Source organism: Pseudogemmobacter sp. W21_MBD1_M6 (genome assembly GCF_052119585.1).
Taxonomy (GTDB): Bacteria; Pseudomonadota; Alphaproteobacteria; order Rhodobacterales; family Rhodobacteraceae; genus JBGQOJ01.
This window is the reverse complement of the sequence record NZ_JBGQOJ010000018.1, coordinates 1-24,635: the sequence shown is the minus strand read 5'-3', so window position 1 is coordinate 24,635 and position 24,635 is coordinate 1. Positions and strand designations below refer to the sequence as shown.

Genomic DNA, 24,635 nt, shown 5'->3' with positions numbered 1-24,635 from the left:
CTGACTTTTACCTTACGAACTTCTTGAACTTCACCCGCTTGGGTTCCAGCGCGTCGGCACCCAGACGGCGCTTTTTGTCTTCTTCGTAATCCTCGAAGTTGCCCTCGAACCACTCGACATGGGCGTCGCCCTCGAATGCCAGAATATGGGTGCAGATCCGGTCTAGGAAGAAACGATCGTGGCTGATGACCACGGCGCATCCGGCAAAGTCGACCAGCGCATCTTCAAGCGCACGAAGCGTTTCGACGTCAAGGTCGTTGGTCGGCTCATCAAGCAGCAGCACGTTGCCGCCCGATTTCAGCAGCCGCGCCATGTGGACGCGGTTGCGTTCGCCGCCCGACAGGATGCCGACCTTTTTCTGCTGGTCGCCGCCCTTGAAGTTGAACGCAGAGCAATAGGCGCGGCTGTTCATTTCAGCCTCGCCCAGCTGGATGATTTCAGAGGCGTCGGTGATCGCCTCCCAGACGGATTTGTGCGCGTCCAGATCGTCGCGGGACTGATCAACATAGGACAGATCGACGGTGTCACCGAAGGTCACGCTGCCCTCGTCGGGCTGTTCCTGTCCGGTCATCATCCGGAACAACGTGGTTTTACCCGCGCCGTTCGGGCCGATCACGCCGACAATCGCGCCGGGCGGGATCGAGAACGATAGATCCTCGATCAACAGCTTGTCGCCCATGGCCTTTTTCAGCCCTTCGACCTCGATCACCTTTTCACCAAGGCGCGGACCGTTCGGGATGATGATCTGGGCCTTGCCCATCTTTTCACGTTCCGACTGGTTGGCCATATCGTTATAGGCACTGATCCGGGCCTTGGATTTGGCCTGACGTGCCTTGGCACCCTGACGCATCCAGTCGAGTTCGCGTTCCAGCGTTTTCTGACGCGATTTGTCCTCGCGCGATTCCTGGCTCAGGCGTTTCGCCTTTTGCTCCAGCCAACTGGAATAGTTGCCTTCCCACGGGATACCCGCGCCACGGTCCAGTTCCAGAATCCAACTGGTGATGCTGTCCAGGAAGTAACGGTCGTGGGTGACGCACAGGATCGTGCCCTTGTAGTCCATCAGGTGGTTTTGCAGCCATGCGATGGTTTCGGCGTCAAGGTGGTTGGTCGGCTCGTCAAGCAGCAGCATGTCGGGCTGTTCCAGCAACAACTTGCACAGCGCGACGCGGCGCTTTTCACCGCCCGAAAGCGTCGTGACATCGGCATCGTCGGCGGGGCAGCGCAGGGCCTCCATCGAGACGTCGATCTGGGCGTCCAGATCCCACAGGTTCTGTGCGTCGATCTCGTCTTGCAACTGCGCCATCTCGTCGGCGGTTTCGTCCGAGTAGTTCATCGCAAGTTCGTTGTAGCGGTCGAGGATCGCCTTTTTCGGGGCGACACCCAGCATCACGTTGCCGCGCACATCAAGGGTTTCATCAAGCGTGGGTTCCTGCGGCAGATAGCCGACATGCGCCCCTTCGGCGGCCCATGCCTCGCCTGCGAAATCCTTGTCGATGCCGGCCATGATCCGCATCAGGGTCGATTTACCCGAGCCGTTCACACCGACGACGCCGATTTTCACACCGGGAAGGAAGTTCAGGCGGATATTCTCGAAGCATTTCTTGCCACCGGGGTAGGTTTTGGACACACCATCCATGAAATATACGTATTGATAGGCGGCCATGTTCTGCTCCAGCGATTGGTACGATTTGTGGTTATCTAGTCAGACATGGGTCCAAGAGCAATGGCGGTAAGGGCCGAATTCCCGCAGAAAACCGCGCATCGGGGGATGTTTGCGTGACTTATCCACCTGTGGAAGACGGCGCGGCGCGGATGGGGTATCATCCGTGCGCGAAATCCGGCACCGATCTGCCGCCGGTGTTGTGCGGGGTCATGGCCCAAGGCCCGCGATTCCCTGCATGGCTTGTTTGTTTTTGCGCGAAGGCAAAAGGCAATGTTCCCGATAATTTTCAAGAGTTGAGCAATTTCCCTTTTATTTGCGATTTCGGCAGTTAATTGGACCAAATGTCACAGGCATATGTCGATTTTTTGCGAATTTATTGAAAATATGTAGTCCCATGTGAGAAGGGGCGCGCGAACTTTGCACTTTGATCGGGTCATATAGCCCGGTCAGGTAAGCAGAGCATCCCCTTGAGAGAGTTTGCAAACTTCAGACAGGGACAAAAAATGACACAAACAATTTTGGTCGTGGGGCTTGATGGCTCCGCTTCGGGCGGCAAGGCGCTTGCCTTTGCCGAGGACAGGGCAAAGGCGATCGGCGATTGCCTGATTGTCGTGTGCTATGTGATCGAATGGTCACCATTCACCTTTCAGACACCGGAAGAAAACGAACAGCGTCACAAGCGGCGCGAAGAGGAAATCAAGACCGCGCGGGAGCGGGTTCTTGACCCTGCGATTGCAGCTGGAAAGGCGGCGGATCTGAACATCGAAGGTCACGTCTTTCACGGCGATGCCGCCGATATTCTGGACGATCTGGCTGTCAAGCGGGGTGCGTCGCAGATCATCATCGGACGCGTTGGCGCCCGCGGTCTGAAAGAGCGTTTGTTTGGCGGAGTGGCAGGGCGCCTTGTTGCGTCCGCGTCTGTTCCCGTCACGATCATTCCTTGAAAAGGGGCACATCACATGACCAATATATTCAAAGGCCTTGTGGGGGCCTCTGCCGCGCTGTTGCCGGTTGCCGCACATGCGCAGGACGCGATGACCTTCGATCAGCGAGTCAATGACGTCTTTGCCTCGTCCACCGGGTGGTTCGTCAATCTGATTTTTGCACCTCTGCCGGGAACCAGTTTTCCCTGGATCGTTTTGTGGCTGGTTGTTGCTGCCTCTGTGTTTACGATTTACTTTGGGTTTATCCAGTTGCGCGCCTTTGGCCATGCCATCAGTCTGGTCAAAGGTGACTATTCCGACCCCGATGATGCAGGCGAGGTCAGCCACTTTCAGGCGCTGACCACCGCATTGTCGGGGACCGTCGGTCTGGGCAATATCGCGGGTGTCGCGGTTGCCGTGGGTATCGGCGGGCCGGGGGCCACCTTCTGGATGATCCTTGCGGGTCTTCTGGGAATGGCATCCAAGTTCACCGAATGCACCCTGGGCGTGAAATACCGGAACGAGTATCCGGACGGCACCGTGTCCGGTGGCCCGATGTATTATATGACCAAAGGGTTCGCAGAGCGGAACATCCCGGGCGGCAGGATCTTTGCGGCCGTCTTTGCTGTGTTCACGATCGGTGGCGCATTGGGCGGCGGGAACATGTTTCAGGCCAATCAGGCACATGCGCAGATTGCCGGTATTCTGGGGGATTTTCCCGGCTGGATCACCGGCGTGATCTTTGCGGGGGTGGTGTTCGCGGTGATCGTCGGCGGGATCAAATCCATCGCGCAGGTGACTGAAAAGGTCGTGCCGTTCATGGGCCTCCTTTATGTCGGTGCGGCGTTGATGATCCTTGTGGTTGAATATGACAAGATCGGCTGGGCCTTCGGTCAGATCTTTGCCGGCGCGTTCTCGGGGCTTGGTGTTGCAGGCGGACTTGTCGGCGCGCTAATCCAGGGATTCAAACGGGCCGCGTTCTCGAACGAGGCGGGCGTGGGTTCGGCGGCGATTGCCCACTCTGCCGTGCGAACAAAAGAGCCTGTGACCGAGGGCATCGTGTCCTTGCTGGAGCCATTCATCGACACGGTTGTGATCTGCACCATGACGGCGCTGGTCATTACCATTTCCGGTGTGCTGGTGGTTGATCCGGTCACAGGGCTGTTCGTTCTGAACGAGGCGGGAACGTCGATCCTGACGGTTGACGGGTCTTCGGGTGTCGGTCTGACATCGGCGGCCTTCGCAACCGGGTTCAGCTGGTTCCCCTATGTTCTGGCGATCGCGGTGATCCTGTTCGCCTTTTCAACCATGATCAGCTGGTCCTACTACGGCCTGAAGGCCTGGACTTACTTGTTCGGCGAGGGCAAGACGACGGAAACGGTGTTCAAGGTGATCTTCTGCATCTTTATCGTTATCGGGGCTGCGGCGCAGCTTGGGGCGGTCATCGACTTTTCTGACGCGATGATCTTTGCGATGGCCGTTGTGAATATCACGGCGCTGTATCTGCTGATGCCGATCGTCAAGCGCGAGATGCACAGCTATTTTGCCCGGCTAAAGTCGGGTGAAATCGTCAAGCACAAGGCATAACGCCCGAATGCGGCCCCTGCACACAGCAGGGGCCGCAACGCTGCCCGATTGACAGACTGCCCGCATCGCGAAACAAGGCAGACTGCGCAGGGCAGGAGAGTATCCTTGAAATACGGTTTTCCAATAGCTGCCGTTGGTCAGACCATCGGTTTGCTGGGTGGCTCTTTTGATCCGCCGCATCAGGGTCATCTGCATATCAGCCGCGCGGCCATGGCACGCTTCGGCCTGTCGAAAGTCTGGTGGCTGGTGTCGCCCGGGAACCCTTTGAAGGCCCACGGCCCCGCGCCGCTGGAAAAACGTCTGGCGGCATGCCGCGCCCTGGTCACAGATCCGCGCATCATCGTTACAGATTTCGAGTCGAAGGTTGGCACACGCTATACCGCCGAGACGCTGGAGGCCCTTTTCCGGCAGTATCGCGGCGTGAACTTCGTCTGGTTGATGGGGGCCGACAATCTGGCCAGCTTTCACAAATGGGAGCGTTGGGACTGGATCATGGAAAATATCCCTGTCGGGGTTATCGCACGCCCCGGTGACGGGATCGCAGGGCGGATGTCGCCTGCGGCCCGGCGGTACGCACGGTTTCGGTTGCGCGGGCGCGAGGCAGAGTTGTTGCCACAAGTTGGCGCACCTGCCTGGTGCTTTGCCAATATTCCGATGACGGATATCTCAAGCACCGAAATCCGCCAGCGCGGCGAGTGGCAGCGCTAGACGCGCTTCAGGCCAAGAGACATAACACCCGACGAAAGCAGCAAGGCAACCCCGACCAGTGTCATGCTGTCCGGCACGGTCCCGAACACGAAAAACCCAAGCGTCGTTGCCGCGACAAGCTGGAAATAGATGAACGGCGCCAGCCGGGACGCCGTCGCACGGCGGTAGGCAAAAATCAGCAAAAGGTTGCCGGCCATGGACAGCGCTGCACTGGCAAAGGTCAGGGCGGCTATTGGCGCGGTCATTGCGGGAATAACGGGCAGGCCGAATGGCGTCAGCACCAGCGCCCCGATCACCAATTGCGACATCAACAGCGCCCGTGGCGGGGCAATGCCGCCCAACCATCGGTTGCAGGTCAGAAACCCGCCATAGCAACAGCCCGCAGCAACCGCGTAAAGCGCGCCGCTTGACATGCCAAAACCGGGGCGGACGACAAAAAACACGCCGCAGAACCCCAGCGCCAACAAGGCGGTTTGCCCCAAAGTCACGCGCTCGTTGAGGAACAGCGCGGACAGGGTATAGGAGACGATGGGGCCGACAAAGAATGCGCCAAAGACTGTCGCCACATCCTCGGTCTTTAGCGCGGTCAGGATGAACGCGACGACGCCGGTGATGAACAGCGCCCGCAGCCAGATTCGCCAGTCCAGATAAAGCCGTGCATCGAACTGGTGCTTTGGCAGGAACGGCAGGATCAACAGCGCCCCAATGACAAAGCGTGACCACGCGACGAAGAATGGCGCGACGTCAAAGCTGTTCGCAAGAACCTTGCCCGCCATATCGGCCGATGGAATCAGCGTTTGCGCGACCGCAATCAATGCGATGGCGGGCAAAAGTCCGGGGGCCGAAGCCGAGGTAAGCGTGCTGGACATGGCGCGACGCTATGTGCAACCGAATGCGAAGAAAAGCCCAAAGCGAACCCTTGCCTGTCGCCGGAAGATTTCGTTTACTCCGGCGCATGGAAAACAAGTATTCTCGGCGGTTTGTATTGGCCGCGTTGATGGCGGGGGTTGCGGGGTGCGCCTTTGCCGAGGCCCCTGCGACATCGCCGCGGCCCGTTCTGCGGGGGTCGACGGCCACGGCACCCGTTGCGTCCAAATCCGTGCGGTCTGCCGAGGCGCTGATCAAGGCGTCCGGGCTGGACGGCGATATTGCCTATGTCGTGGCCGATGCCCGCACGGGTCTGATCCTTGAGGCGCGCAGCCCGAACACACCGCATATGCCCGCAAGCACCGCCAAGGCACTGACGACGCTTTATGCGCTGGATGCTCTGGGTGCGGATTACAGGTTCCGGACGCACCTTGTGGCGACCGGCCCTATCAGCAACGGGCGTCTGAACGGCGATCTGGTGCTGGTTGGCGCCGGCGATCCGACGCTGGACACGGACAGGCTGGCGCAGATCGCGGCGCGGCTGAAGGTATCCGGCCTGCGCGAGATATCGGGCAGGTTTCTCGTCTATGGCGGGGCGCTGCCCTACATCAAGACCATCGACCCAGACCAACCGGATTATGTGGGGTACAGCCCGTCGATCGCCGGACTGAACCTGAACTACAACCGCGTTCATTTCGAATGGAAAAAGGGCGGCAACGGCTATGCTGTGTCAATGGATGCCCGCTCCGGCCATGTGCGCCCAGATGTCCGGATGGCGCGTATGAAGGTGGTCGAACGCGCCGCGCCGCTGTTCACCTACGCAAGCACCAAGAATGTCGATAACTGGACCGTGTCACGGCGCGCCCTTGGCACCGGCGGAAGCCGCTGGTTGCCTGTGCGCCGCCCGGACATCTACACCGGCGAGGTATTGCAGGCATTGGCCGGCTCGAACGGGATCGCCCTGCCGGCACCGCAGATCACGGGCGCGGTGCCCGGTGGCACCGTATTGGCCGAACAGACCAGCGCACCCCTGGCCGAGGTGCTGAAGGACATGCTGAAATATTCGACCAACATGACGGCAGAGGTTGCGGGCCTGACCGCAAGCGCCGCATTGGGCGTCAAGGCCCGCGACCTGAGCGCGTCAGGCCGGGCGATGACAGCCTGGCTCGCGCAGCGCTACGGGATCAACAGTGCGTCCTTTGTCGATCACTCCGGTCTGGGGGCGGGCTCGCGGATATCGGCCAACGACATGGTGACGGCGTTGGTCAAGGCCGGGCCGAATGGCGCATTGCACAGCCTGATGAAAGATATCCCGATGCGGGATGCAAAAGGCAAACCGCTGAAGTCGCATCCGGTCAGGGTGCAGGCCAAGACTGGCACGCTGAACTTCGTCAGTGCCTTGGCGGGCTATATGACCGCACCGGACGGCACGACACTTGCCTTTGCGATCTTCACTTCGAACGAGGCACGCCGCGCCAGAATAGTCGCCGCCGAAGCCGAAGCGCCAAGGGGGGCAGCGTCCTGGAACAAATCCTCCAAGACGCTGCAACAGGCATTGATAGAACGCTGGGCCGGCGTTTACGGCAGCTAGTGATTCTTCTCGGAAAAAATACTCGCGCGCGCAGCGCAAAACCCGAAGGCCCGTCAGGGCCTGAGACAAAAGGAATGGCGCGGAACGCGCCGCTATAGGGTCAGGTGTCGGGCGCGGGCCCCCCGTTCGATGGCTGCGGCATGCAGGCGGTCGATGTTCAACTCGTAGCGGATTTCTTCCAGCAGGCGCAGTTCGGTCGACCGCAATGTGCCATCCGCCGCGGCTACATCGCAGGCCAAGGCATAGGCGGTTTCGAACAAACGCTCTGGCAGGCTGTCGCGGATCAGGCCGAACAGAGCGTCCAGCCCGTCTTCTTCCTCCAGCAGGTCGAACACGGTCTGCGAGATGGTCTTCAGACGATCCATGTCAAAGCCCGAGAAAACGGGCAGGTGATTGATCTGCTCTTCGATAGACACAAGCTCGACCGTGCGGATATTCTCGTCAGAGGCGGAAATCGCGATCATCACTGCGACAAGGCAATCCTGCGCATCCATTGGCGGGGTAATCTGGTTCACTTGGGCGTCCTTTCAGGAACGACGGTTCGGCGCGACAATATTGACGCCAGCGCGGTCGGGCAATAGGTAGCAGGCCTGTCGGGGCGCGGTGTTCCGACGCGACCTAATTTAAGTGGACGGATATGTCTGATCTTCGCACAGCTGCACTGACTTCGAAAGCCTGGCCCTTTGAAGAGGCGCGCCGCCTTCTCAAACGCTATGAAAAGTCGGGGCCCGAGAAGGGATATGTCCTGTTCGAGACCGGCTATGGCCCGTCTGGTCTGCCGCATATCGGCACCTTCGGCGAGGTGCAGCGCACCACGATGGTGCGCCGTGCTTTCGAGGTGATCTCCGAAATCCCGACGCGGTTGCTGTGCTTTTCCGACGATATGGATGGGATGCGCAAGATCCCCGAGAACGTGCCCCAGCAAGAGATGATGCGCGAGCATGTGCAAATGCCGCTGACCTCTGTTCCCGATCCGTTTGGCGAATACCCCAGCTTTGGCGATCACAACAACGCGATGCTGCGCCGATTCCTGGATACCTTCGGGTTCGAATACGAATTCGCCAGCGCCACGGAATACTACAAATCCGGCAAGATGGACGAGATCCTGCTGCGCGCGGCAGAGCGGTATGACGACATCATGGCGATCATGTTGCCGTCCTTGCGGGCAGAGCGGCGCGAGACCTATAGCTGTTTCCTGCCAATTTCTCCGACGTCTGGCCGTGTATTGTATGTGCCGATGAAAGAGGTCAACGCCAAGGATGGCACGGTGACCTTCGAGGGAGAGGACGGCCATGACATCACCCTTCCGATCACCGGCGGCAATGTGAAGTTGCAGTGGAAGCCCGATTTTGGCGCGCGCTGGGCCGCGTTGGGTGTCGACTTTGAGATGTACGGCAAGGACCATTCAACCAACACGCCGATCTATGATGGCATCTGCGAGGTTCTGGGCGGGCGCGCGCCAGAGCATTTCACATACGAACTGTTTCTGGACGAGAAGGGCAGCAAGATTTCCAAGTCGTCGGGCAACGGTTTGACGATTGACGAATGGCTGACCTATGCCTCGACGGAATCGCTGGGCTATTTCATGTACCAGAAGCCGAAAACGGCAAAGCGGATGTATTTCGATGTGATCCCCAAGGCGGTGGACGAGTATCACCAGCAGTTGCGGGCCTATCCGACGCAGGATGATGCGGGTAAGCTGAACAACCCGGTCTATCACATCCACCACGGCAACCCGCCCGAAAGCAAAATGGTTGTGCCGTTCGCGATGTTGCTGAACCTTGCCAGCGTTGCGGGTGCCAGCGAGAAAGACCAGCTATGGGGCTTTATCCAGCGCTATGCGCCAGAGGCCACGCCCGGCACGCACCCTGATCTGGATGCGGCGGCAGGCTATGCGGTGCGCTACTATAATGACTTTGTGGCCCCCGCGAAAACCTATCGGGCGGCGGATGAAAAAGAGCGTGCGGCGATGACCGATTTGCTGGACCGGCTGAAGGTCTGGGAGGGTGGTCTCGATGCCGACGCGTTACAAACCATGGTGTTTGCCGTTGGCACAGAGCACGGGTTCGACCCGCTGCGCACATGGTTCACGGCCCTTTACGAAGTATTGCTGGGCGCGAGTCAGGGCCCGCGGTTTGGCGGGTTTATCGCGCTTTACGGCGTCGATGAGACCGTAACGCTGATCGAGGACGCACTGGCCGGCAAGCTGGGCGGCTGATGATTGTGATTTGACCTGTCCTTTTGTCGGCCTACTTTTGCAGTCCGGTCAACAGGAGGATGGGTTATGCGGGGTCTGTGTCTTTGGGTTGTTCTTGCTGTCTGTGTTGCGCTTCCGGCGGGGGCGCAGTCCGGCGGGAAAACGGCAATTGAAGGCGTCATTCAGGGGCAGATGGATGCCTTTGCGAAGGACGATGTTGCAGAGGCGTTCCGTTTCGCATCGCCCAATATCAAACGTATTTTTGGCAGTTCCGAAAACTTTGGGATGATGGTCCAACAGGGCTATCCGATGGTGTGGAAGCCCGCGAATATCCGGTACTTGGACCTGCGCGAGATCGACGGGCAGATGTGGCAAAAGGTGATGATCACCGATGCCGCCGGTGCCATTCATATTCTGGATTACGCGATGACCGAGGTGGGTGGCGTCTGGCAGATCGACGGCGTGCAGCTGTTGCAGGCCCCGCAGGTTGGCGCTTAACCGCTAAAAGTGACCACTGCCGCACTGACCGCGACAACGGCCAGCGACAAAGTGGTTGCGCCGATCAGGCGGGCGGTCTTGGGTGGTAACGGTGTTCCGCCCTTTGCCGCGTTTTTGCCCCTGACGAAGACATAGGCGGACAGGACCGTCAAAAGCGTGGCGGCTGCCAGCTTGACATGAAAGCCGCCGCCAAGGGCCATACTGGCACCATAAGACCCTATCCACATTGCAAGGCCCGTAATCCAAAGCAATCCGATTGCAAGGATTGCGCCCGTGCCGATGGCCCGTTGCGCACCACGCAAATGGGGCGCCGCATCGGCGTTTTTCGATGCGCGGATGCCAAGGATCATGCTGGCCACACCGCCACCGATGGCAACGGAAAAAGCCAGATAGTGCAATATCTTGAACAGCATGACGCCCCCTTTGATGTCTGCGCTACGCTACAGCCGGACAGGCCCGCGTCAACTGCAAAGCGGCTTCTGGCGCGCGGGCGGGTTACAGGTGGTTCACATTTGCCGTGATACATCGCAGCCATTCGGGAAAGGCCCGAGGTTTTCCAACAGAGCACATCAAAATCGAGCGGAACGGCGGTCTGGCAGGATCGGGCTGTCTGCTTCTTCGCGACGTGCGCCTTTGACGATCTGAAAAGAGGGTGAGATGAACAAAGCGATTACAGACGGGCTGATGCTGACGCCACCACCGTTTTCGGGAGGCCTGACAGTTTGGTCCCGCGGCGACGGCACGCCGGGGTCGGATGTCTACGAGGGGTCGGGTATGGCGGCCTATGTGCCTGCCGATCAGGATTTCAGCGGATGTCTTGAGATCGTCAAATCCCAAAGCGTGCAAAAATTGCGATACATGGGCGAGACGCCACTTTTGCCCGGCTGTTATTTGCGGATCACGGCGCGGGTAAAGGCGATCAGCGGCAACCTGCCAGGGGTTCGCATTGCGGCCTGGGCCGGCGGGGCCGGTGGGGCGCATGTGGGCGGTGTGATCGAGACAGCACCGGTAGTCACGCTGACATCTTACGGCGATGTCGTGACGATCAGCGCGATCGTCGGATCGGGTGATCGGATCGGCGTGGATATGGTCTGGGGCACGGGTGCGATCTATGGCCACTTCGGGCTTGACCTGACGGGGGCCAATGGCGGTGTCATCCGCGTGGACGATATCGAGATCGAGGACATCACCAGCGCCTTTCTGCGCAATATGATGAACTGGGTCGATGTCCGCGACTTTGGTGCCATAGGCGACGGCGTCACCGACGATCAGGCCGCGTTCGAGGCTGCGGATGCCGCAGCGAACGGGCGCGAAGTTCTTGTGTCGAAGGGCACATACTATCTGTCCGACCATGTGACCTTTGAAAATCGCGCGCGCTTCGAGGGCACAGTGGTGATGCCCGCGAACAAGCGGTTGGTCTTGACCAGGAACTTTGACCTTCCCGCATATATTGATGCCTTCGGGGACGAGGTGACCGGATTCAAAAAGGCGATCCACGCGCTGTTCAGCTTTTCCGACCATGAATCGCTGGATATGTGCGGCCGCCGCATCGAGCTGGACGCCCCGATTGACGTGCGCGCGGCTACAGGCGATCTGGATTCCTTCAACACCCGCCGCGTGATCCGCAATGGCCAGTTCAACGTCATCAGCGGGCCGGATTGGACAACGGACGAGGTTACCTCGACCGCGACTTATGCCAAGGCCAACCCCCTGCTTTTGACCAATGTTGCGAATGTCGCGCAGATACAGGTCGGCTCGCATGTGTCGGGCAACGGTGTGGGCCGTGAAATCTATGTGAAGGCGCGGAATGTGGGTGCGGCCACCCTGACGCTTAGCCAGCCTTTGTTCGGGGCGGCAAGCAGCCAGAGCTATACGTTCAAGCGGTTCAAATACATTCTGGATTTCAGCGGGTTCAGCCAGTTCAGCCGCGTGACCTTTGCGGATATCGAATTCCAGTGCAGCGGCATTTCAAGCGGCATCATGTTGCCACCCGAGGGCCTGACCTTCAACCTGCGGGATTGCTTTGTGACCAAGCCGAAAGACCGGGGGATCACCTCTATCGGGGGCGGCTGTCAGGGCATGCTGATCGACGGATGCCAATTCCTGTCTAACGAGCAAAGTGCGCGGGTGCAGGACCGGACAACGATCGCGCTGAACGTCAATTCGAACGATGTGAAACTGCGGGACAACCGCGTGGTGCTGTTTGCCCATTTCGCGATCATGGGCGGAACGGGTCACGTGATTTGCGGCAATCACTTTTTCCACGGTGACAGCGAACCGAACGGTATCCGAAACGGCGGCCTTATTCTGGCCGGCACAAATATGAAGACGACGGTCATCGGCAACTATATCGACAATTGTTCGATCGAGTGGACCAACGAATACGAGGCAGAGCCAGAGTTCGCCAACCAGTATTATTTCGGCGGATTGTCGATCACCGGCAATATATTCACAGCGACAGATGTCGCGCCCTGGTTCCGCTGGATCGTCATAAAACCCTACGGCCCCGATCATTCCATTCAGGGTCTTACAGTCACGGGAAACGTGTTTCGGCCGCTGGACGGGAATATCGACCGGGTCGAGGGTATCGACTCGACCTATGCGGACCTCAACAAGGCTGCCTACCGGAACATTGTGTTCGAAGGAAACAGTTTCAACGCGGTCAACCAGCCGGTGTCGAACCCGGTGACCCTGAAACACACAGAGGCCACGGATGCCACATCGTGGCTTGTGGATTTTGGACCTTATTTCCCGTTTTCCGGCCGCACGAAAAGTGTTCAGGGCCTTGTGCCGGAAGGGCGTATTCAGGCGGGATCAACCACGGTCTACGACCTTCCCTATGCAAATACAGGGCAGGGTGTGGATGGCAGCCAGATAAAGCTGAACTGGCCGCAGGCCTGCCGTGGCGCGGTGCATCTGACTGCGCGGATGGACACCCCGATTTGACGGGCGGGGGCGTGCAGTGCGCGCCCCTAACCGCCGATCATGTCAGCGGCGGACAGTTCGAACGCCTGACCAAAGCCGCCATTCAGGGCGGCTTTTTCTATGGACAGGATCGCGAACTGAAAATCGCTGAAATCGATATACAGCTGCGCCTTTGGGTGGGTTTCAAGGTAATGCAACCGTAGGTCTGCATGGGCGGGGTCGCCGTGGCGCACAAACCGCGCGGAGCAGGTCAGGCTTAGTCGCGGATGGGTCAGCGGATCGCCCTTGTCGCCCGGCTCTCCGACCAGTAGCGAGCAGGTGGAACAGTGGCGCAACGCCTTTGTATGTGCACTGAGGTCCGAAATCAGCGTCATCGGTTGCCCGTCCGGCGTCGTTCCCACGGCAATCCGCGTCACATGTGGCGAACCGCTGTCCGGGTCGATGACCCCCAACGCGCCGAACCTTGCGCCCCGCAACAGCGCACGCGCAAGCGCGATGGCCTCGGGGGCTGTGGGGCGAATGGGCGAGGGTACTTTGGTCATGCGCCTGTTTATCGCGCCCCATGCCTCGTCGCAACAGATGCGCAACGCTTTCCTTTCTGGTAGCTTGAATTCAGGAGGAGCCATCATGACCACGATTTCGACCGATTTTCACGGCCAGACTGTCATCACCACCTTCGAGATGACACCCGGCACATGTGCCGACCTGCTGGACCAGCTGCGAGAGGCCTACGAGGTGTTCATCCGCCACCAGCCGGGGTTTATCTCGGCGGGGCTTCATGTGAACGACGCCCAGACGCGGATTGCCAACTACAGCCAGTGGCGTGATCGCAAGGATTTTCAGGCGATGCTGCGCACACCGGAAATGCGAGAGCGGAACCGCAATATTGCCGCGCTGTGCAGCCGGTTCGAGCCGGTGATGTACGAGGTCGCCGGTCATTATTGATTACCATTTTCAGGAGAATACGATGTTGAAATACTGGTTTGGGGCGATCTTGATGATCTGTTTGGCGGGCGGCGCATCGGCGCAGGACAAGCCCGTAAATATCCGCCCCGATGTCGCATCCGTCACCGTCCAGACCGAGGCTGGCCCGGTCGAGATTTCCCGCATTCAGGACAATGCGCATCAGATCACGGGCGACTTTGCCCTGACCTCGCGTGCGTGCCCGCCGTTCTGCATCCAGCCGATGTCGCCCGCCGAAGGGGTCACAAACATCGGAGAGCTGGAGCTGCTGGACATGCTGGCCGATTCCGAAGCCATGGTGATCGACAGCCGCACACCCGATTGGGTCGCCAAGGGCACGATCCCCGGCGCGGTCAATATTCCCTACACAGTGATGACCGATCAACTGGCACAGCTGGGCTGCGAGGTCGGCTTTGACGGGTGGGAGTGCGACGACGCCAGACGCGTGGCGCTGTTTTGCAACGGGCTGTGGTGCGGCCAATCGCCAACCGCGATCCGCGCGATGATCGCGGCGGGTTATCCCGCGGACAGGATTTCATACTATCGTGGCGGCATGCAAAGCTGGCAGTTGTTGGGCCTGACGGTCAGCGGCGGGTAAGGCCCTGCTTCGGGCTGGACGGGTTTGAGTGCTTCGGCCATCCATACGGCCATGGATCCTGATGTCTTGCTTTTGATTCCGATACTTGGTGTGGCCGCGCTGATCATTCTGATCCGGCGCGTGCTTCGCCCCAAGGCTGCCGTCCCTCCCAGGGGGCGGCGTATCGTGGTGGACGGGTCCAACGTCATGCATTGGCGGGCAGAGGCGCCGTCGCTGGACGTTCTGCACCGCGTGCTGGCGGAACTGGTCAAGGCAGAGTTCGTGCCGGTGGTCTTTTTCGATGCCAATGTCGGGTACAAACTGTCGGGGCGGCATATGGATGCGGCAGAGCTGGCCACCTTGCTGGGGATAAGCCCCGCGCAGGTGCAGATCAGCCCAAGCGGCACCCCCGCCGACCCGATGTTGCTGGACTATGCCTCGCGGAACGGGTTGCGGGTGGTCAGCAACGACCGCTTTCGCGACTGGAGGGTCAAGTTTCGCAAGGTGGGAACCAAAGGCTTCCTCATCCGCGGCCGCTATGCCGAGGGGCGGGTGGATATGCCGATGCTGCACGAGATCGTGCGCAAGAGGGGATTGGTGGGGTAGGGATTCTTATAACTCACGCAACCTATCGCCAAATCTTAGAAGGAGAGATGCATGTTTCCCGCTCCTTATCACCAGATACGGCCTCTAATTTGTTTCGCAAATAGTGTCAGATTAAGAAGTGTGGAAACTGTGGCAATTATCGTCAATCAGAAAATCCATCGTGTAAAACGCTCGACATTTTTTGATAAACGGTTGTTTTCTCTTGAACGTAGCTCATCTAGATGGAACGCGGTTCCAACTTGCGTGGATTTGGCAAGTTTGCCATCCTCATCCCTACTTCTTCCCGCCATACCTGCTTTTCCCGCCGCGCATTCCGCCTCTGCCCCCCGTGCTGCGCCCGCCTGCCGTTGACGCCGCCTCGACCGCCGCTTCCACAGCGGACTGACGCGCCAGCGGGTCGTCGGCAATGGCGAGTTCGACGGCTTCCAGCCGCTTGACCTCGTCGCGCAGACGGGCCGCTTCTTCGAATTCCAGGTTCTCGGCGGCCTTGCGCATTTGCAGGCGCATGGCGTCCAGATGCGCCTTCAGGTTGGAACCGACAAGCGGCTTGTCGATCTTGGCGGTGACGCGGCTTTGATCGGTGTCGCCCTTGTATAGGCCCGACAGAATGTCATCGACGTTCTTCTTGATCGTTGTCGGGGTGATCCCATGTTCAAGGTTGTAGGCGACCTGTTTCGCCCGCCTGCGATCCGTCTCTCCCATGGCGCGTTCCATGCTGCCGGTGATCCGGTCGGCATACATGATGACCCGCCCTTCAGAGTTCCGCGCGGCGCGGCCGATGGTCTGGATCAGCGAGGTTTCAGAGCGCAGAAAACCCTCTTTGTCGGCGTCCAGAATGGCCACCAGCCCGCATTCGGGAATATCCAGACCCTCGCGCAGAAGGTTGATGCCGATCAGCACATCGAACGCGCCCAGCCGCAGGTCACGCAGGATCTCGATCCGCTCGATCGTGTCGATATCCGAATGCATATAGCGCACGCGAATGCCCTGTTCGTGCATGTATTCGGTCAGATCCTCGGCCATGCGTTTGGTCAGGGTGGTGCATAGCGTGCGGAAGCCCGCCGCGCTGACCTTGCGCACCTCGTCCAGCAGGTCGTCGACCTGCATTTCCACGGGGCGGATTTCGATCTGCGGGTCGATCAGGCCGGTCGGGCGGATCACCTGTTCGGTAAACACACCGCCGGTCTGCTCCATCTCCCATTTCGCGGGGGTGGCGCTGACAAAGACCGATTGCGGGCGCATCGCGTCCCATTCCTCGAACTTCAGGGGGCGGTTGTCCATGCATGACGGCAGGCGAAAACCGTGTTCCGCCAGCGTCATCTTGCGCCGGAAGTCGCCCTTGTACATGCCGCCGATCTGCGGGACAGAGACATGAGATTCATCGGCGAACACTATGGCGTTGTCGGGGATGAATTCGAACAAGGTGGGCGGCGGCTCTCCCGGTGCGCGGCCCGTCAGATAGCGTGAGTAGTTCTCGATGCCGTTGCAGACGCCTGTCGCCTCCAGCATCTCCAGATCAAAGCTGCATCGCTGTTCCAGCCGCTGCGCCTCCAGCAGTTTGCCCTCGACCACCAGTTGATCCAGCCGGTGGCGCAGTTCCTTTTTGATGCCGATGATCGCCTGATTCATCGTCGGGCGCGGGGTCACGTAGTGGCTGTTCGCGTAGATGCGGATGCGGTCAAACGTATCGGTCTTTGCACCGGTCAGCGGGTCGAATTCGGTCAGCGTTTCCAACTCGTCGCCAAAGAACGACATCCGCCATGCGCGGTCATCAAGGTGGGCGGGCCAGATCTCGATCACATCGCCGCGCACCCGGAAACTGCCCCGTTGAAATCCCACATCGTTCCGCTTGTAGGCTTGGGCGATCAGGTCGGCGATCACCTTGCGCGGGTCATAGGATTGCCCCGCGACCAGATCCTGTGTCATCGCGCCGTAAGTTTCGACAGAGCCGATGCCATAAATGCAGGATACAGACGCCACGATGATCACATCGTCCCGTTCCAGCAGGGCGCGCGTGGCCGAATGGCGCATGCGGTCGATCTGTTCGTTGATCTGCGATTCCTTCTCGATGAAGGTGTCAGAGCGGGCGACATAGGCCTCTGGCTGGTAGTAGTCGTAATAGCTGACGAAATATTCGACGGCATTGTCGGGGAAAAAGCCTTTGAATTCGCCATAAAGCTGGGCAGCCAATGTTTTGTTCGGTGCAAGGATAATCGCGGGGCGCTGGGTTTCCTCGATGATTTTGGCCATCGTAAAGGTTTTTCCGGTGCCCGTGGCCCCCAGCAAAACCTGATCCCGCTCGCCGTTGCGTACACCCTCCGACAGTTCCGCAATCGCCTTGGGCTGGTCGCCCGCTGCGGTATATTCGGTGTGCATCACAAACCGTTGTCCGCCCTCTAGCTTGTCGCGAAGACGGACGTCGGGGGAAGGGGCGTGAAGAACTGGGTTTGACATAAGCGATTCCTGTGTGAGCCCTTAAAATGATCTGTTTTTGTTCTGGTTCAAGGGGAGACTGGCATTGGCGGGCGGCACCCGAGACAGAAGGTGCGCAGATAAAACAACCTTAAGATGAATATTGCTTGTCAAAATCCCGCATGAATTCTATCCTGAACCTACCCTATTGGACCTCCCAGCCAGCTGCACCCCCTCGCTCCACCCCTTGAGTACCCGATGCAGCTGGCACCTTCCCCCCTGAAAACACCTAGAACATGGCGATACGGGCGCATTGCCCGCTTGCGCACGTGGTCCACATTCGGGATAAGATGGGCAAACGACAGGAGAGTCCCATGCGTGCGCGTATTTACCAACCCGCCAAAACAGCCATGCAGTCTGGCACAGCCAAGACCAAGGGCTGGGTGCTGGAATTCGCCCAGGACAGCGCACGCGACGTCGATCCCCTGATGGGCTGGACCAGTTCGACCGACACCCAGACGCAGGTCAAACTGTCGTTCGACAGCAAAGAGGCTGCACTGACATACGCCGGGGACAAAGGGATCGAGGCGGTCGTCACAGAGCCACACACCCGCAAGCCCAATATCCGCAAAGGCGGCTACTCCGAGAATTTCGTGCCGAACCGCCGCGCGGTCTGGACCCACTAGGCACCGAATGTGTGCAATGTCGCATATTCGCGGCGCAATCGCGCATCACGCCTTGCCATCCCTGCGTGGTTTGCGCAAAACCATAAAGAGCGGTCCCATAGCTCAACTGGATAGAGCACCTGCCTTCTAAGCAGGGGGTTGCAGGTTCGAGTCCTGCTGGGATCACCATTAACTTTCTATTTGTTGTGGTTCGACACTCAAAGACCGACTTTTCGACAAAAGTTGGTTTTTGAGGATCATGGGCCTGCAGTAGGCGCATAAAGCCGATTCAAAGCCTGATGGCCTTGCGACGTGGAGGCACCATCCAATTGATGGCCAAGCAGGCGCAATGGCCCCGTGCGGTCATCGATCATCTGATGCCGTCCCGATACAGGAAGCCAAGCGGTGATGATGGCGGATCCCGCCGGTATGGTTCGTTGAAGAGTATGAGCAGGTCAATGGCCATTCCGGCGCAAGGACCGCCCTATAAAATCATGGGATCAAGCATCTGAAACGCCTTCATAGCGCGACTTTCTGCAACTCAGCACGTGTTTCCAGCCAAATCTTGCGGATCTGAGGTAAGGCGCTATCCAGAGTATCGCGCGCATCCTGACGTCCAAGTTTTTCAAGATAGGCCAGATGGTGCTTCAGCTGTGATGCACCGAAGGTTCCGGCACTTCCTGTCAATTTGTGAATGGCGTCTGTCAACTCGGCGGTGCTGGTCTCGCCTCTGGCACCGTCGGATAGCCACGCCACCCTGTCATCGGCTTCGGCACAGAACCGGCCCATCAGGCTTGTCGCATTTCTTGCACCGACCGCCTCTGTCAGCGAGGCGATGACCTCAAGGTCCAGAACGGGTGCTCTGCTGTTTGCAGTCACTGGCTTTGGCAGGACTTGGGGATGACGATCCGCAGGTTCGAACCGTGTATCATTGATGATCCGGCGAAGGTCGGGCCTGGACAAGGGTTTTGCAAGAAAATCGGTGATCCCGATGCTTAGAAACTCTGTGATGTCTTCCGGCATGACATGTGCCGTCAGAGCCACAATGGGTGCATTGCATGACGGTCCGTTGGATTCTCTGATTTTCCGCGTTGCAGCGCGGCCGTCCATGACGGGCATGCTGATATCCATCAAAATCAAGTCAAATCGGCGCAGATCTGCAATATGAACGCCCATCTGGCCATCGGTGGCTTCGGTAACGTTGTGACCGTCACCTGTCAGCATTCCCCGGACCACATCCCGGTTGATCGCATTGTCCTCTACCACCAGCACCTGCAGCGAGCGTACCGAAGCGCCACTGTTGCGCCTCACCGAATTCTCGATGGGGGCAGAGCATTCCGCCAGTGGAAGTCGCACCCAGAATGTGCTTCCCTCACCCTCAACGCTTTCAGCGCCGACTTGTCCGTCCAGAACACTGGCGATGCGCCGCACTATTCCAAGCCCCAGCCCCGTTCCGCCCGTCGCCCTGCCGTAAGACGAGTCGCGGGTTTCGAAATCCGCGAACATACGCTCGATATCACCCTCGGGAATTCCGATCCCCGTATCGATCACGCGGAATTCCGTAATGGGAGGGACACAGGAGCGATCTATCACTTCGACCTCAATGGTAATCAGGCCGTTACGGGTGAATTTGATGGCGTTTCCCACTAGATTCAGCAGCACCTGGCGCAGACGTCCGGGATCGGTCGTGCACCATATGATCGGCGTGCCCACCCACTCCCAGCGCAGGACATTGCTGGAAATCTGGGCGGGGCCACGTTGGCTCTCGACCGTTTCTTGCAGAAAACGATTAAGATGGACGGGCACCTTTTGGGCATTCATCTTACCGGCTTCAAATTTTGCAATGTCGAGCACATCATTTACATGGGACAACAAAACATTTCCCGAAATATCCATGTTATCAAGGTAGCCGACCTGCTTTAGCGACAAGGGGGTATCACGCAAAAGCGTAACATTTCCCAACAAGCCATTTAGCGGCGTCCTGATTTCGTGGCTCATTACGGCAAGAAACTCTGCCTTGGCCTTTTCACCGGCCAGTGCCTTGTCGCGCGTTTCGACAAGCTCTGCCTCTGCCGCAACGCGGTGGGAAATATCCCGCATAAAGGCGACAAAGATTTCGGCGTCGGCGGATTGTGCCGATTGGATGGACATTTCGATGGGAAAGATTTCTCCGTTTGCACGTATTGCCTCAAGCTGTATGCGGCCGCTGCCGACAACATGCTTCACGCCGGTCTTTCGGTATCTGGCCATTCCATCGTAATGGGCTTTGCGGTGTTTTTGGGGAACGAGCACGGCCCCGATGTCTTTCCCGATGATGCTTTGGCGTTGGTAACCAAAGACCTTTTCGGCTGCGCCGTTGAAGTCGATAATCAAGCCGGAGGAGTCCGCAACCACAATTGCATCCAGCGACGTACTAAGAATGGTCGCGAGGCGATCACTGGTGGTTTTTTGTTCGATCCGTCGACGGTCGCTTTGTCTGTAAAGGCCGCCCAGAAATACCGTAAAAAGGGTGAGCGTTGCAAGCAGCAAGGCAGTCGCCACGGCGAGCCGCAAAAGAGTTTCCGCCACGCCTTTTCGTTGGGTGTCGGCCGATCTTGCGAACTGCAACAGTCCACCGTTCGACAAACGCCTGACGTCGAGCCGAAGGTTCTCGAGCGGTGCCGCAAGCTGGGGTAGTGAGGCGATCAACGCGGAATCAGGCGCGTCGATCATCGCTGGTGCGGCGCGCATGTATTTCAGAAGGTTCGAAAAGGCATTTTCGTAAGAAGGGTCTTGTCGCAGGTCTTTGTACAAAGCGCTGGAGTTTATCGTTTCCATACGGCTGTAGAAAATGTCAAAAGCCTCGCGCACCGCATCTGTATCTGGCGGATCCGACACAAGAGCCCGGACCATTGCCATGTCGAACTCAAGGAACTCGACCTCAGCCTGTGACAGTGTCCATTGGACGTTGTCAGAACTGGCTGTGCGCAGAAGTTCCAGCTTCCTGCTGACTTCGTAAACCAAAGATCCGAACGTCATGAAGATCAACGTCGATGAGACCGCAATCAGCGCCAACCAGGCCAGACGATATGGATTAAGCCTTTTGGTCACGGCAGCCGTCACTCCATATCCGTATGCCGCAGTGGCACCTATACGTTGTGTTACTTGACCACTTCGATCCTGTCGAGTTGCCAGATGCTTCGGGAATAAACCACTTCAGACTGATAGTCCGGGTTGCCGTCATATGGATAGATGATCCAAAGTGGTCCCTTGTCGCGTAGGGACATCGCGGCATCATTTCGAACATACGCAATGATCGGGCCGCCTTCGATAGCTGTATCTACCGGAATTTCGACGGTGTAATCATTGACGGCAGTCGCGCGCAGCGTCCCGGTCTGGACACCAAGCGTATCAATCAGAGTCTTCAGTGGCACGCCTGTGAATGTCTGCAAACCTTCCGTCCAGATTGTTGTCGTCTGGAAGGTTACTGGGGGCATTGCTTCCAGCATAGGCAAGTCAAAAACCGCGGCATCTTCTGCGTTTGTCACCGCAATTGCACCCGTTACCGTCAAAAGGACGTCTGTGGTGGGACGTCCCAGTTCTGACGCAATGGCCGACGTCATAAAGGCGGCAAACGCAACTGCGGCGACAGTCGTACGATAAAGGGGTGTCAGCATCGGAAGTCTCCTGTTTTTCAATACAACCATGGCAGGTTCGCCAGAATAGATCATGGGGAATAACGGATCATGATTTATCCATTCGGGTAGGTTATGCGGCGCTGCGGAAACACTGGGTGCGGTCAGCCACGTAACCGGCAAAGGCGTCACGCAGGTCGGGGCGCGCCAGTGCGAAAGCGGCTGTCGCCTGCACAAAGCCCTGGATCGACCCACAGTCGAACCGCTCGCCGTCAAAACGGTAGCCACAGACGCCGACATTTCCCACGTCAGCATTTATCGCGTCGGTCAGTTGCATTTCGCCGCCGGCACCCAGACCGATTTCATCCAGACGATCAAAGATCGACGGCTGCAGGATGTAGCGACCGATCACCGCGTGGGTCGACGGGGCCTTTGTTGGATGCGGCTTTTCGACCAGCCCGCGCGCATGTGCGATCCGGCCCTTGTCTGCGAACACATCAAGCACACCGTAGGATGATGTCATCTCCAGCGGCACATCCATCGTTGCAACCATATGGCCGCCGGTGTTTCCGTGTGCCTCTATCATCTGGCTCAGCGCGCCCTTTCGGGCCATGATCACGTCATCGGTCAGAATGACCGCAAAGGGCTCGTCGCCAACCATGCGGCGGGCAAGGCGCACGGCATGGCCAAGCCCGCGTGGCTGGTCCTGACGCACAAATGTCAGTGCGCCTTCGTTCATCCGCGTGACAGACAGCGCATCAAGCGCGGTCGTCTTGCCACTGGCCGTCAGCCGGTGCTCCAGCGCGGCTGCGGTATCAAAATAATCTTCGAGCGAGGTCTTTCCGGCGGCGGTCACAAAGATGAACTCTTCGATTCCGGCTTCGCGGGCCTCATCCACGGCGTATTGGATCAACGGGCGATCAATCAGGGTCAGCATCTCTTTCGGAACGGATTTTGTGGCAGGAAGAAAGCGTGTGCCAAGACCGGCGACGGGAAAGACTGCTTTGCGGATACGTGTCATTGGATAGGTCCTTTGGTGAATGTGTGAAAATCGGAATTAATAGGCGCCGCGCCCGCCGATGACGGCGCGAAAGGTCAGGGCGATCAGGATCATGTCCAGCAGCAGCGATTTTGACTGGGCATAGGCAAGATCCATATCGATCATCTTTTCAAACCCGATTTCGGCGCGGCCAGAGACTTGCCAAATTCCGGTCAGGCCGGGTTTGACAGCCATACGGCCAAGAGCGCGGGCGGGATAGGCGGCAACTTCTTGTGGCAAGGCGGGGCGCGGTCCTACGACCGACATTTCGCCGCGAAGGATGTTCAGGATCTGCGGAAGTTCGTCGATGGAATAACGGCGCAGCAGTCGGCCAATGCGTGTCACACGAGGGTCATTGCGGGATTTGAAGCAGATACCGGTGCGATCCGATGTTTCCAGAAGCGCCGTGCGGCGGGCCTCTGCATCAATGTGCATCGAGCGGAATTTATAGACTGGAAAAGGCACGCCAGTGCGACCGATCCGGGTCTGCGTGAAAAAGACAGGGCCACGGCTGTCCAGCTTTATCGCCACCATGGCCGCCAGAAAAACGGGCGACAGGCAAACTAGGGCACCGACCGAGGCGGTGATATCCACCGCGCGCTTCAGCATGTCGGCGGTGCTTGCACATTGAAGGGCGTGGCGGGCGGCCCGCGCCATGAAGGTTGCATTTCCGATCAGGTAGCGGTGCGCCATACGGCGTGGCTCTACCGACAGTCGCCAGATCCATTCCATCTTAGCAGCACGTACCGCGCGGGGCGCGCGGGACACATTGCCCGCCAGAAAGTCAAACAGCGCCCCGACACCCAGAGACAGGCGCGGTGCAAGACGGTTTGCGTTTTCGGTGATCCACAGATCCTGCATCGGAACGCCCAGAGCCACCAGCAGAATATCCGCGCCAGAGGCGTTGATATCACGGATTGCAGCATCAGTATCGGCGGCCCCCGTGAACCCGTCCCGTGTGCCTGCAATTCTCAGGCCGGGTGCCTTTGCCCAAAGTGCGTTGGCAGCGACCTCGGCGGTGCCGGGGCGACCGCCGAACAGGTAAACGGACAGCCCCATTTTCCCGGCGACCTGCATCAGCGCGGGCACGAAATCGGTACCGTTAAGGTTTGCCGCCAGGCGGCTGCCCTTCATCCGCAGGGCCAGCTCGACCCCCAAGCCGTCCGGCAGGACCATATCCGCCGTCTGTAGCGCGGCAGCATAGGCCGTGTCCTTGTTCATGATGTTGGCGCAGTGGGCGTTCAGAAAATGAACGCGACGTTTGCCCGCAGTCAGCATCGCTGTGATCGCGGTGTCTGCCGTGGCATTGACAACACGAAGCCCAAACAGTGGCAAGACGGGAACCGACGCAGCCGGTGCGTCCTTGGAGTGTGATGTAACGGCGGTGGCTTTGGTGAATGCGTTTGGATGAGAATATTGCATGGTGCTCTCTCGGATAAGGCGATCTGTTGCCCTGAACCTGAGGCATTCCGGCTGTCGCCTCAACCGAGCGGGCGGACAGGTTTTGGTGGCAACCGCGCCCGCAACGCTGCATATGGTGCCGCCGTTGCTTCATTAAGGTTAACGCCATATCCGGATGGATAGGTCGGTCGGCGCGATTGTCCGCCTGATTTACCTTGTGCCAAGCCTTTGGACTCCGGTAATCTACTCTGGGGTGTGCAAAGGTAGAAATTAATGAGAATTCTGATTGCTGACGATCACGATCTGCTGCGCGATACTCTTGTGGGCACCTCTAAAAATTGCGCCTGATCTGACGGCGGTGTAGACATTGGGCCAGTGTGAGATGGAGGCTGGTTGTCA

22 protein-coding genes and 1 tRNA gene are annotated in these 24,635 nt (G+C 58.7%); 13 read left to right on the top strand and 10 right to left on the bottom strand.

Going from position 1 to position 24,635, the window contains the following annotated elements; genetic code table 11:
• Window positions 1-7 precede the first annotated feature (7 nt).
• Window positions 8-1,663 carry an energy-dependent translational throttle protein EttA gene (ettA, locus tag ACEN2R_RS15610; RefSeq protein ID WP_442043604.1) on the bottom strand — a complete coding sequence of 552 codons (1,656 nt, stop codon included), beginning with the start codon at window positions 1,661-1,663 and terminating at the stop codon, window positions 8-10.
• A 113-nt stretch (window positions 1,664-1,776) separates the two neighbouring features.
• On the opposite strand from ettA, the gene ACEN2R_RS15605 reads away from it, so the two are divergent.
• The 4 genes from ACEN2R_RS15605 to ACEN2R_RS15590 all read left to right on the top strand — a co-directional run bounded on the left by ACEN2R_RS15605 (window position 1,777) and on the right by ACEN2R_RS15590 (window position 4,881).
• Window positions 1,777-1,995: a hypothetical protein gene (locus tag ACEN2R_RS15605; protein WP_442043603.1), complete on the top strand. Its 219-nt coding sequence runs from the start codon at window positions 1,777-1,779 to the stop codon at window positions 1,993-1,995.
• A gap of 171 nt (window positions 1,996-2,166) precedes the next feature.
• On the top strand, window positions 2,167-2,607 hold the full coding sequence (locus tag ACEN2R_RS15600) for a universal stress protein (protein ID WP_442043602.1): 441 nt from the start codon (window positions 2,167-2,169) through the stop codon (window positions 2,605-2,607).
• Window positions 2,608-2,622: 15 nt separating this feature from the next.
• A complete protein-coding gene (locus tag ACEN2R_RS15595) occupies window positions 2,623-4,173 on the top strand; it encodes an alanine/glycine:cation symporter family protein (RefSeq protein WP_442043601.1) in 1,551 nt (516 codons plus the stop codon).
• Between the two features lie 105 nt (window positions 4,174-4,278).
• Window positions 4,279-4,881 (top strand): nicotinate-nucleotide adenylyltransferase, encoded by a 603-nt coding sequence (locus ACEN2R_RS15590; protein ID WP_442043600.1) that lies wholly within the window; start codon window positions 4,279-4,281, stop codon window positions 4,879-4,881.
• On the opposite strand, the gene ACEN2R_RS15585 is transcribed toward ACEN2R_RS15590, so the two are convergent.
• Window positions 4,878-5,750 carry a DMT family transporter gene (locus tag ACEN2R_RS15585; RefSeq protein ID WP_442043599.1) on the bottom strand — a complete coding sequence of 291 codons (873 nt, stop codon included), beginning with the start codon at window positions 5,748-5,750 and terminating at the stop codon, window positions 4,878-4,880. The two genes, ACEN2R_RS15590 and ACEN2R_RS15585, sit on opposite strands and share 4 nt — an antisense overlap.
• Window positions 5,751-5,866: 116 nt before the next feature.
• Here ACEN2R_RS15585 and dacB point away from each other — a divergent pair, with 116 nt between their 5' ends.
• Window positions 5,867-7,339, top strand: a complete 1,473-nt coding sequence (dacB, locus tag ACEN2R_RS15580; RefSeq protein ID WP_442043598.1) for a D-alanyl-D-alanine carboxypeptidase/D-alanyl-D-alanine endopeptidase — start codon at window positions 5,867-5,869, stop codon at window positions 7,337-7,339.
• A 92-nt stretch (window positions 7,340-7,431) separates the two neighbouring features.
• On the opposite strand, the gene ACEN2R_RS15575 is transcribed toward dacB, so the two are convergent.
• On the bottom strand, window positions 7,432-7,833 hold the full coding sequence (locus ACEN2R_RS15575; protein WP_442043643.1) for a tellurite resistance TerB family protein: 402 nt from the start codon (window positions 7,831-7,833) through the stop codon (window positions 7,432-7,434).
• Between the two features lie 143 nt (window positions 7,834-7,976).
• Here ACEN2R_RS15575 and ACEN2R_RS15570 point away from each other — a divergent pair, with 143 nt between their 5' ends.
• Window positions 7,977-9,557, top strand: coding sequence for a lysine--tRNA ligase (locus ACEN2R_RS15570; RefSeq protein ID WP_442043597.1), 1,581 nt, complete (start codon window positions 7,977-7,979; stop codon window positions 9,555-9,557).
• A 66-nt stretch (window positions 9,558-9,623) separates the two neighbouring features.
• Entirely contained in the window at window positions 9,624-10,034 is a 411-nt protein-coding gene (locus ACEN2R_RS15565; protein WP_442043596.1) for a DUF4864 domain-containing protein, read from the top strand.
• Here the strand turns inward: ACEN2R_RS15565 and ACEN2R_RS15560 are convergent.
• Window positions 10,031-10,447, bottom strand: coding sequence for a hypothetical protein (locus tag ACEN2R_RS15560; RefSeq protein ID WP_442043595.1), 417 nt, complete (start codon window positions 10,445-10,447; stop codon window positions 10,031-10,033). The genes ACEN2R_RS15565 and ACEN2R_RS15560 overlap by 4 nt on opposite strands.
• 244 nt (window positions 10,448-10,691) lie before the next feature.
• On the opposite strand from ACEN2R_RS15560, the gene ACEN2R_RS15555 reads away from it, so the two are divergent.
• Window positions 10,692-12,980, top strand: a complete 2,289-nt coding sequence (locus tag ACEN2R_RS15555; protein ID WP_442043594.1) for a glycosyl hydrolase family 28-related protein — start codon at window positions 10,692-10,694, stop codon at window positions 12,978-12,980.
• 26 nt (window positions 12,981-13,006) lie between these two features.
• Here ACEN2R_RS15555 and ACEN2R_RS15550 read toward each other — a convergent pair whose 3' ends face one another.
• Window positions 13,007-13,501: a HugZ family pyridoxamine 5'-phosphate oxidase gene (locus tag ACEN2R_RS15550; protein WP_442043593.1), complete on the bottom strand. Its 495-nt coding sequence runs from the start codon at window positions 13,499-13,501 to the stop codon at window positions 13,007-13,009.
• An 85-nt stretch (window positions 13,502-13,586) separates the two neighbouring features.
• Between ACEN2R_RS15550 and ACEN2R_RS15545 the strand changes: the two genes are divergently transcribed.
• The 3 genes from ACEN2R_RS15545 (at window position 13,587) to ACEN2R_RS15535 (ending at window position 15,105) form a co-directional block, all read left to right on the top strand.
• Window positions 13,587-13,904, top strand: coding sequence for an antibiotic biosynthesis monooxygenase family protein (locus ACEN2R_RS15545; RefSeq protein WP_442043592.1), 318 nt, complete (start codon window positions 13,587-13,589; stop codon window positions 13,902-13,904).
• A 22-nt stretch (window positions 13,905-13,926) separates the two neighbouring features.
• Window positions 13,927-14,520: a rhodanese-like domain-containing protein gene (locus ACEN2R_RS15540; protein ID WP_442043591.1), complete on the top strand. Its 594-nt coding sequence runs from the start codon at window positions 13,927-13,929 to the stop codon at window positions 14,518-14,520.
• Between the two features lie 66 nt (window positions 14,521-14,586).
• The gene (locus ACEN2R_RS15535) at window positions 14,587-15,105 is read left to right on the top strand and encodes an NYN domain-containing protein (RefSeq protein WP_442043590.1); all 519 of its coding nucleotides are present in this window, start codon (window positions 14,587-14,589) and stop codon (window positions 15,103-15,105) included.
• A gap of 273 nt (window positions 15,106-15,378) precedes the next feature.
• Here the strand turns inward: ACEN2R_RS15535 and uvrB are convergent, their stop codons facing one another.
• On the bottom strand, window positions 15,379-17,559 hold the full coding sequence (gene uvrB / locus ACEN2R_RS15530) for an excinuclease ABC subunit UvrB (protein WP_442043589.1): 2,181 nt from the start codon (window positions 17,557-17,559) through the stop codon (window positions 15,379-15,381).
• A gap of 332 nt (window positions 17,560-17,891) precedes the next feature.
• On the opposite strand from uvrB, the gene ACEN2R_RS15525 reads away from it, so the two are divergent.
• Together ACEN2R_RS15525 and ACEN2R_RS15520 are read left to right on the top strand one after the other, a co-directional pair.
• Window positions 17,892-18,203 (top strand): ETC complex I subunit, encoded by a 312-nt coding sequence (locus ACEN2R_RS15525; RefSeq protein ID WP_442043588.1) that lies wholly within the window; start codon window positions 17,892-17,894, stop codon window positions 18,201-18,203.
• A gap of 91 nt (window positions 18,204-18,294) precedes the next feature.
• Window positions 18,295-18,371, top strand: a tRNA-Arg gene (locus ACEN2R_RS15520).
• Window positions 18,372-18,701: 330 nt separating this feature from the next.
• Here ACEN2R_RS15520 and ACEN2R_RS15515 read toward each other — a convergent pair.
• From ACEN2R_RS15515 to ACEN2R_RS15500, 4 genes are all read right to left on the bottom strand, one after another.
• Window positions 18,702-21,236 carry an ATP-binding protein gene (locus ACEN2R_RS15515; protein WP_442043587.1) on the bottom strand — a complete coding sequence of 845 codons (2,535 nt, stop codon included), beginning with the start codon at window positions 21,234-21,236 and terminating at the stop codon, window positions 18,702-18,704.
• An 86-nt stretch (window positions 21,237-21,322) separates the two neighbouring features.
• Window positions 21,323-21,838: an oxidoreductase gene (locus ACEN2R_RS15510; RefSeq protein WP_442043586.1), complete on the bottom strand. Its 516-nt coding sequence runs from the start codon at window positions 21,836-21,838 to the stop codon at window positions 21,323-21,325.
• 91 nt (window positions 21,839-21,929) lie between these two features.
• Complete coding sequence (locus tag ACEN2R_RS15505) at window positions 21,930-22,817, bottom strand: UTP--glucose-1-phosphate uridylyltransferase (protein WP_442043585.1); 888 nt, start codon at window positions 22,815-22,817, stop codon at window positions 21,930-21,932.
• Between the two features lie 36 nt (window positions 22,818-22,853).
• Complete coding sequence (locus ACEN2R_RS15500; protein WP_442043584.1) at window positions 22,854-24,257, bottom strand: sugar transferase; 1,404 nt, start codon at window positions 24,255-24,257, stop codon at window positions 22,854-22,856.
• Window positions 24,258-24,635: the final 378 nt, after the last annotated feature.

Coding starts and splice junctions, on each gene's coding strand:
- ettA (WP_442043604.1), bottom strand. CDS start 1,663: ATGGCCGCCTATCAATACGTATATTTCATGGATGGTGTGTCCAAAACC.
- ACEN2R_RS15600 (WP_442043602.1), top strand. CDS start 2,167: ATGACACAAACAATTTTGGTCGTGGGGCTTGATGGCTCCGCTTCGGGC.
- ACEN2R_RS15595 (WP_442043601.1), top strand. CDS start 2,623: ATGACCAATATATTCAAAGGCCTTGTGGGGGCCTCTGCCGCGCTGTTG.
- ACEN2R_RS15585 (WP_442043599.1), bottom strand. CDS start 5,750: ATGTCCAGCACGCTTACCTCGGCTTCGGCCCCCGGACTTTTGCCCGCC.
- ACEN2R_RS15575 (WP_442043643.1), bottom strand. CDS start 7,833: ATGGATGCGCAGGATTGCCTTGTCGCAGTGATGATCGCGATTTCCGCC.
- ACEN2R_RS15570 (WP_442043597.1), top strand. CDS start 7,977: ATGTCTGATCTTCGCACAGCTGCACTGACTTCGAAAGCCTGGCCCTTT.
- ACEN2R_RS15565 (WP_442043596.1), top strand. CDS start 9,624: ATGCGGGGTCTGTGTCTTTGGGTTGTTCTTGCTGTCTGTGTTGCGCTT.
- ACEN2R_RS15560 (WP_442043595.1), bottom strand. CDS start 10,447: ATGCTGTTCAAGATATTGCACTATCTGGCTTTTTCCGTTGCCATCGGT.
- ACEN2R_RS15555 (WP_442043594.1), top strand. CDS start 10,692: ATGAACAAAGCGATTACAGACGGGCTGATGCTGACGCCACCACCGTTT.
- ACEN2R_RS15550 (WP_442043593.1), bottom strand. CDS start 13,501: ATGACCAAAGTACCCTCGCCCATTCGCCCCACAGCCCCCGAGGCCATC.
- ACEN2R_RS15545 (WP_442043592.1), top strand. CDS start 13,587: ATGACCACGATTTCGACCGATTTTCACGGCCAGACTGTCATCACCACC.
- ACEN2R_RS15540 (WP_442043591.1), top strand. CDS start 13,927: ATGTTGAAATACTGGTTTGGGGCGATCTTGATGATCTGTTTGGCGGGC.
- uvrB (WP_442043589.1), bottom strand. CDS start 17,559: ATGTCAAACCCAGTTCTTCACGCCCCTTCCCCCGACGTCCGTCTTCGC.
- ACEN2R_RS15525 (WP_442043588.1), top strand. CDS start 17,892: ATGCGTGCGCGTATTTACCAACCCGCCAAAACAGCCATGCAGTCTGGC.
- ACEN2R_RS15510 (WP_442043586.1), bottom strand. CDS start 21,838: ATGCTGACACCCCTTTATCGTACGACTGTCGCCGCAGTTGCGTTTGCC.
- ACEN2R_RS15505 (WP_442043585.1), bottom strand. CDS start 22,817: ATGACACGTATCCGCAAAGCAGTCTTTCCCGTCGCCGGTCTTGGCACA.
- ACEN2R_RS15500 (WP_442043584.1), bottom strand. CDS start 24,257: ATGCAATATTCTCATCCAAACGCATTCACCAAAGCCACCGCCGTTACA.